Origin of the sequence: Erwinia sp. B116, assembly GCF_002865965.1 — a bacterium.
GTDB lineage: Bacteria > Pseudomonadota > Gammaproteobacteria > Enterobacterales > Enterobacteriaceae > Erwinia.
Window position 1 is genome coordinate 1 of record NZ_JRZZ01000079.1, and the last position, 5768, is coordinate 5768.

General features: G+C 58.6%; 5 protein-coding genes. 2 read left to right on the forward strand and 3 right to left on the reverse strand.

Going from position 1 to position 5768, the window contains the following annotated elements; all coding sequences use genetic code 11:
• From NV64_RS22360 to NV64_RS22370, 3 genes are all read right to left on the reverse strand, one after another.
• Positions 1-2879: ATP-dependent helicase (locus NV64_RS22360; protein WP_101506821.1), on the reverse strand; the 2879-nt coding region annotated here is incomplete at its 3' end.
• 7 nt (positions 2880-2886) lie between these two features.
• Positions 2887-3237 (reverse strand): TfoX/Sxy family protein, encoded by a 351-nt coding sequence (locus NV64_RS22365; RefSeq protein ID WP_101506822.1) that lies wholly within the window; start codon positions 3235-3237, stop codon positions 2887-2889.
• An 87-nt stretch (positions 3238-3324) separates the two neighbouring features.
• The gene (locus NV64_RS22370) at positions 3325-4062 is read right to left on the reverse strand and encodes an MmcQ/YjbR family DNA-binding protein (protein WP_101506823.1); all 738 of its coding nucleotides are present in this window, start codon (positions 4060-4062) and stop codon (positions 3325-3327) included.
• Between the two features lie 309 nt (positions 4063-4371).
• Between NV64_RS22370 and NV64_RS22380 the strand changes: the two genes are divergently transcribed.
• Positions 4372-5307 carry an AraC family transcriptional regulator gene (locus tag NV64_RS22380; RefSeq protein ID WP_101506824.1) on the forward strand — a complete coding sequence of 312 codons (936 nt, stop codon included), beginning with the start codon at positions 4372-4374 and terminating at the stop codon, positions 5305-5307.
• A gap of 149 nt (positions 5308-5456) precedes the next feature.
• Positions 5457-5729, forward strand: coding sequence for a hypothetical protein (locus tag NV64_RS22385; RefSeq protein ID WP_199177717.1), 273 nt, complete (start codon positions 5457-5459; stop codon positions 5727-5729).
• Positions 5730-5768 lie beyond the last annotated feature (39 nt).

A 5768-nucleotide genomic window follows, 5' to 3' on the forward strand; every position in this document is an offset into this window, starting at 1 on the left:
ACGCCCTCCTTGCCCCTCGCTCTGTAGCCAACCGCCAGTCGCTGCAGCTCCTGATCAAGCTGTTCCATCACCAGGGGGTCGAGCAGTTCACTCAGCTCAACTTGTCCCAGAAGTTCGCCCAGCAAGGCACTGTCAAGGGCGAGCATCGATGCACGTCGTTCGGCCATCGGTGCGTCAGTCTCGTACATGAACTGTGCGACATAGCCAAACAGCAGGTCAGTGGCGAAAGGGGACGGTACTTCTGTGGTGACTTCAACCAGCTGTACCGGACCTGTATTCAGTTGCCGCATGAGCTCATCGAGCGCATCGAGGTCGTACACGTCCTGCAGGCACTCGCGTGCGGTCTCGATCAGTATCGGAAACTCAGGATAATCCCGGGCGATCTCCAGTAACTGACCGGCACGAAGGCGCTGCTGCCACAGCGGAGAGCGTCGGCCAGGCGTTCTCCGTGAAAGCAGTAGCGCACGCGCGGCACACTCACGGAAGCGTGCGGCAAACAGTGCTGAGCCCCCGACAGCGATGGCCACGGTGTGTCGCAGTTTGTCTGGTTCGAAAAGGAATAGCTCCGCACCAGGCACCCGGCCCGTATCCGGGAGGCGCGCCACGATGCCATCGTCACTGGACACCACGGCCGGATCGATTTTCCAGCGCTCGCGGATGCGTTGAGCAATGGCCAGCGCCCAGGGCTCATGGACCCGACGCCCATAGGGTGAATGCAGGATCAGGCGCCAGTCGCCAAGCTCGTCATGGCATCGCTCGACGATTAGCCTGCGATCGGTGGGTAGCACACCTGTGGCAGCACGCTGCTCGGACAGCAGTGCCAGCATGTTACCGATGGCATTTCCGTTCAGGCTGATGGCCTCCAGGCGACTTTGTGTACCGGGCTCGGGGAGTGGTGCGTCACCGGCCCCGGAGATGTCCGGTTCGAGCTGGCCGAGGAAAGCACCGATGGCCTCTCCCAGCTCGGCAGGCCGACCGATACCGTCTCCGCGCCAGAATGGCAGGCGAGCGGAACGACCCGGAGCCGGGATGACGACCACCTGGTCGCGGGTGATTTCCTGAATGCGCCAGGACGTCGCCCCCAGAGTGATAACATCGTTGATGCGCGACTCGTAGACCATTTCTTCGTCGAGCTCACCCACCCGGCGTGAGCCAGCACGTTCTTCACCTTCGGGCAGAACGACGCTGAACATGCCGCGATCGGGGATGGTGCCACCGCTGGTGACCGCCAACTGTTGTGCGCCCGGACGTGCCGACAGTTGACCGGTTTCCCGGTCCCAGATCAGCCGTGGCCGAAACCCGGAAAAATCATCGGAGGGATAGCGTCCCGCCAGCATATCCAGCGTGGCATCGAACGCCGTGCGGGGGAGTGTGAGATAGGGCGCAGCGCGGCGCACGGTGGCATACCAGGTGTCGACATCAAGCGGCTCCATCGCCACGGCGGCGACCGTCTGCTGTGCTAACACATCCAGTGGATTGCGGGGCGGGGCGATGGCCTCAATACGGCCGTTCAGCATCGCCTCGACGATAACGGCGGCGTCTATCACGTCGCGTCGTGTGCGAGGATAGACGAGCCCGGTTGAAATGCCGCCAACCTGGTGTCCGGCGCGTCCAACACGTTGCAGAGCGCTGGCGACAGAGGGGGGTGCAGTTACCTGAATCACCAGGTCGACCAGGCCCATGTCAATGCCCAGTTCCAGGCTTGAGGTGGCGACCACGCAGCGTAACTCACCGGATTTGAGTGCCTGCTCGATCTCAGCACGATGCTCTTTGGACACCGACCCGTGGTGAGATCGGGCGATCGTAGCGGCAACACCGGCGGAGTGCGCCTGGGTGCTGACCGCCGTCGATACGTACTGTACAGGAGGGGCACTATCCGCTGTGGGCGCAGTCTGTTCAGCGCCTGCCAGTCTTGCTGCATAGGCTTCATTGAGGCGCGCGGTCAGCCGCTCTGCCATGCCGCGGGAATTGGCGAACACGATAGTGGAGCGGCGTGAAAGCACCTGGTCCAGAATACTGGCCTCCACATGCGGCCAGACAGAGCCGGGGCGGCCATTGCCCGCGTTGTCGCCGGGCTCACTTTCCGGGATGTTCGACATGTCTGCCACCGGCACCACGATGCGCACCTCAAGATGGCGCATCGATGGCGGGGCTACAACGGTGACAGGTCGCTCGCCTCCCAGGAACTCAGCCACCCGTTCCACGGGGCGTACGGTGGCTGATAACCCGATGCGTTGCGCAGGCGTTTCCAGCAGCGCGTCCAGCCGCTCCAGGCTCAGAGCCAGATGCGATCCGCGTTTGGTACCCGCTACGGCGTGGATCTCGTCGATAATGATGGTACTGACGTCGCGCAGCGCTTCTCTTGCCCGGGAGGTCAGCATCAGGAAGAGAGACTCCGGCGTCGTGATGAGAATGTCGGGAGGTCTGCGCACGAGACGGGCGCGCTCTGCTGTCGGCGTGTCGCCGGTTCGCAGGCCCACCGTCAGTACCACGTTGGCATCGCCCCGTCGCTGGCGCTTCTGCATTATCCCCTGGAGCGGCAAAGACAGGTTGCGCTGCACATCTGTCCCCAGAGCCTTAACTGGCGAAATGTAGAGCACCCGGGTTTTCGTTGCACGTCGCCGGGCGTTCTCGGGGTCCGAAGTTAACGCAGCTGCTTGCTCACTGAAAAGTCGATCGATGGCATGCATAAAAGCAGCCAGCGTTTTGCCTGAGCCGGTGGGGGCGATGACCAGCGAATGGTGCCCTCCGCCGATTGCCGACCACGCAGCATCCTGCACCGCCGTGGGCGTACCGAACGTGGAGACAAACCAGTCCCGGGTGGCTGCTGTGAACTGTCCGCCCGACAGAAATTCGGTTGATTGGGAGCTTGTCGTCACGAGATAATCAGCCCCTGGTCGCTTTGAGAGCTGCGCTCCAGGCCCGCTGCGCCCATTCCGTCAGTGTTTCATTATCTTCAAGCACATCCACCGGCACTTCCCAGTACGATTTTAGCGCATGATCGTTGCCCTCGGCGACATAGCCCAGCGCGTGTGAGCCTGCCGCCTCATAGTCGGCACGGCTTGTATTATCCACCTTGAAATACAGAGATCCTTTCCAGACCATCGCGAATACGAGCCCGTCACGATAGAGGGCGACAGCGCCAAACAGGGGCCGTGTTGTAATGGGAGCCCAGCCTGAGAGCTCCCCGGCGTAGTGCACGGCCAGCGCTTTACCTTGTCCGGCGAGTTTGGTCATATGTTACTCCTGTTAAATTGAAAATGGCCTTCGACGATACCTGGCGGGTCCCGGCCACAGGGTGGCGGATCCGGTTTGCAGGGCGGTTTACACCGGGGGCTTTAAACGTTGAGGCACTGCTTTGAGCGCCAGCCGGTAGGACTGTTTGATCAGTTCTTCTACCAGTTCCCGGGTCACGCCTTTGCCACCTTCGACAGATACCCAGTGGTGCTTATCGAGATATCTCCCGGGCGTCACGTTTTCATACTGTTCACACAGGGTTTCGATCTGGCCCGGGTCTGTCTTGACCGTGATGATCGGCTCACCAGGATCATCGGTGATGATGAGGAAGACTTTGTTGACGACCTTGTAGACGTCAAGTTTTTCGACAAACGGGCGGCCGCGGCTGACGCCAGGCAATTCAGTCGCCAGGCGGCGTGCAAGAGGCTGCAACTGGCGTCTGGAGATGCCTTTATGTGCTGGCTGTCCGACATTGCGGATGCGCTTTTGCGGCAGGCTCGCCTGAACCAGCAGGTAAGACTCTTTGATCTCCCGATGCAACAACGCCTTCGTGATGAACTTGCCTGCAACGACAGACAGCCAGTGGCGCTTGCTCATGCGATGAGCCGGTGAGATTTCTTCAAATTGACCGCGCAGGATCGCGGCCCTAATGGGATCGGCCTTCACAATAACGGTGGCTTTATCGTCCACCTCACCGACCAGCATGAACACTTTGCCATGCAGCTTGTAGGCCGCCCAGCCGATCCCCATTGAGTGGTCGGCCGTCACGGCAGTAAACGATCGTGCATAGTCATCGGCGAGGTGGACTAGGTTCTGTGTATCCATGGACACTCCTGACAATATCTCTGCTACTCAGCGGACGCGGGAATGGATGTACACATCGCTATTCTGAACCGCTTTTATCGCTTCGGGGAAGCTGTTGATGAAGAACGGCCAGGTAGGTATCGTCCCGTCCCCGCTTGTCTGGCGATGCCGCTCTTTCGTGCTCATATATCCGTGACCAGAGGTCTCATTAACGCTTTTGTTAATTGCCATTATGGGCCATAAATGGCATGATTTGTACAATAAAATGGCTTTTTAATTGTAAGTATCGGACATTCTGTGGGGAAAAGACGATGGTGAAAGAGGTAGTCGATGAGTGCAATGGCGCAACCTACAGTTGAGCGGCTGACGTATAGCCCGGGCAGCCCTTATCCCTATGATCTTGAGGTATTCCGTTTGTCGGACCTCAAGCGTCGCTCGACGGTGCAGGCCATGCGCAGGACTTACTGCTATGAGTTCTATATGTTGATCTGCGTGACCGAAGGGCAATGTACGCACTTTGTCGATTTTGAGCCGGTTGAATGCATCGCGGGGACATTGCTCACGTTGCGGCCTGGCCAGGCCCACAACTTCGGCAGTGAGGAGGGCTGGGATGGATGGATCGTACTGCTTCGTCCGGAATTTCTGCTGTCGGCAGAGGCTGAAATAGCCCCTGTTCTGGATCGCCTGCCTGGAAGCATCTGCCTTGATCCGGCAGAACTTAAACGAGCCATGCAGGATATTCAGTGCATCCACGACGATGCCCGTTTGGGGTTGCCAAAGAGACCTGAGGAGCAATCTGGCGCTGAGGCGGGGGACGTTTCGGCAAGCTGCCTGAGCGTCGAGGTGCATGTGTTGTTGCGTTACCGTTTTTACGCGCTGCTGACTTGGCTGACTGTCCTGCACGGGCAACGTCAGGAACCTGCATCGCAGCAATCGGGGATGCTGTTACGGTTCCGGCAGTTCCAGGAACTGGTGGACGAGCATTTCTCGCAATGGAGCCAGGTTGGCGACTATGCAAGCTACCTTGGCTGTACTGAGAAGAGCCTGACGCGCGCAACACTGGCGGCTCAAGGGATCAGTGCCAAAGCATATCTCTCAAAACGGATCGTGCTGGAGGCTAAACGTTTACTCACACACACCGATTTGCCCATCGGAGCGCTGTCCGAACGCCTTGGATTCGGTGAGGTCGACAGATTCTGCAAGTTCTTCAAGCGGGAAACCAGTTTTACGCCGAAGGACTTCCGCAAACGCGCGACGACTCCCTGACCTCATGAGGATCGACCGCATCACAGGACAATATATGCGCAATGCCCCGGCAGGAATCTGTTGCGAGCTGGTATCGAGCCCTATATCCGGCGGTAATCGATGTTTGCTTACCTTGCCATCAGTCGTAGGGAATACAAAAGGAGAAATGTATGTCAAACGCACTACCCGTTTACGAGCAAAACTACAGTGATGAAGAACGTAAACTTGCAGACCATCTTATCGGTCTGGAAACGTCAGCACTGGATAAGTGGTTTAAGGGGGACACATCCGGTTATGAATCGCTCTGGTCAGAACGCAGCTTCAGTTACTTTGATGCTGTCGTGACCGAAAGGGTCGATGACTATGAAACGATCAAGGCGTTTTTGAAATCCATTGACGGCAAGCTGTTTGATCCTACCCGCATAATGTGGACACGCCCCTAAGCGAGGGTCTGGTTTTCGAACTGTCCGGGGCTGACACCG

Coding starts and splice junctions, on each gene's coding strand:
- NV64_RS22365 (WP_101506822.1), bottom strand. CDS start 3,237: ATGACCAAACTCGCCGGACAAGGTAAAGCGCTGGCCGTGCACTACGCC.
- NV64_RS22385 (WP_199177717.1), top strand. CDS start 5,457: ATGTCAAACGCACTACCCGTTTACGAGCAAAACTACAGTGATGAAGAA.
- NV64_RS22380 (WP_101506824.1), top strand. CDS start 4,372: ATGAGTGCAATGGCGCAACCTACAGTTGAGCGGCTGACGTATAGCCCG.
- NV64_RS22370 (WP_101506823.1), bottom strand. CDS start 4,062: ATGGATACACAGAACCTAGTCCACCTCGCCGATGACTATGCACGATCG.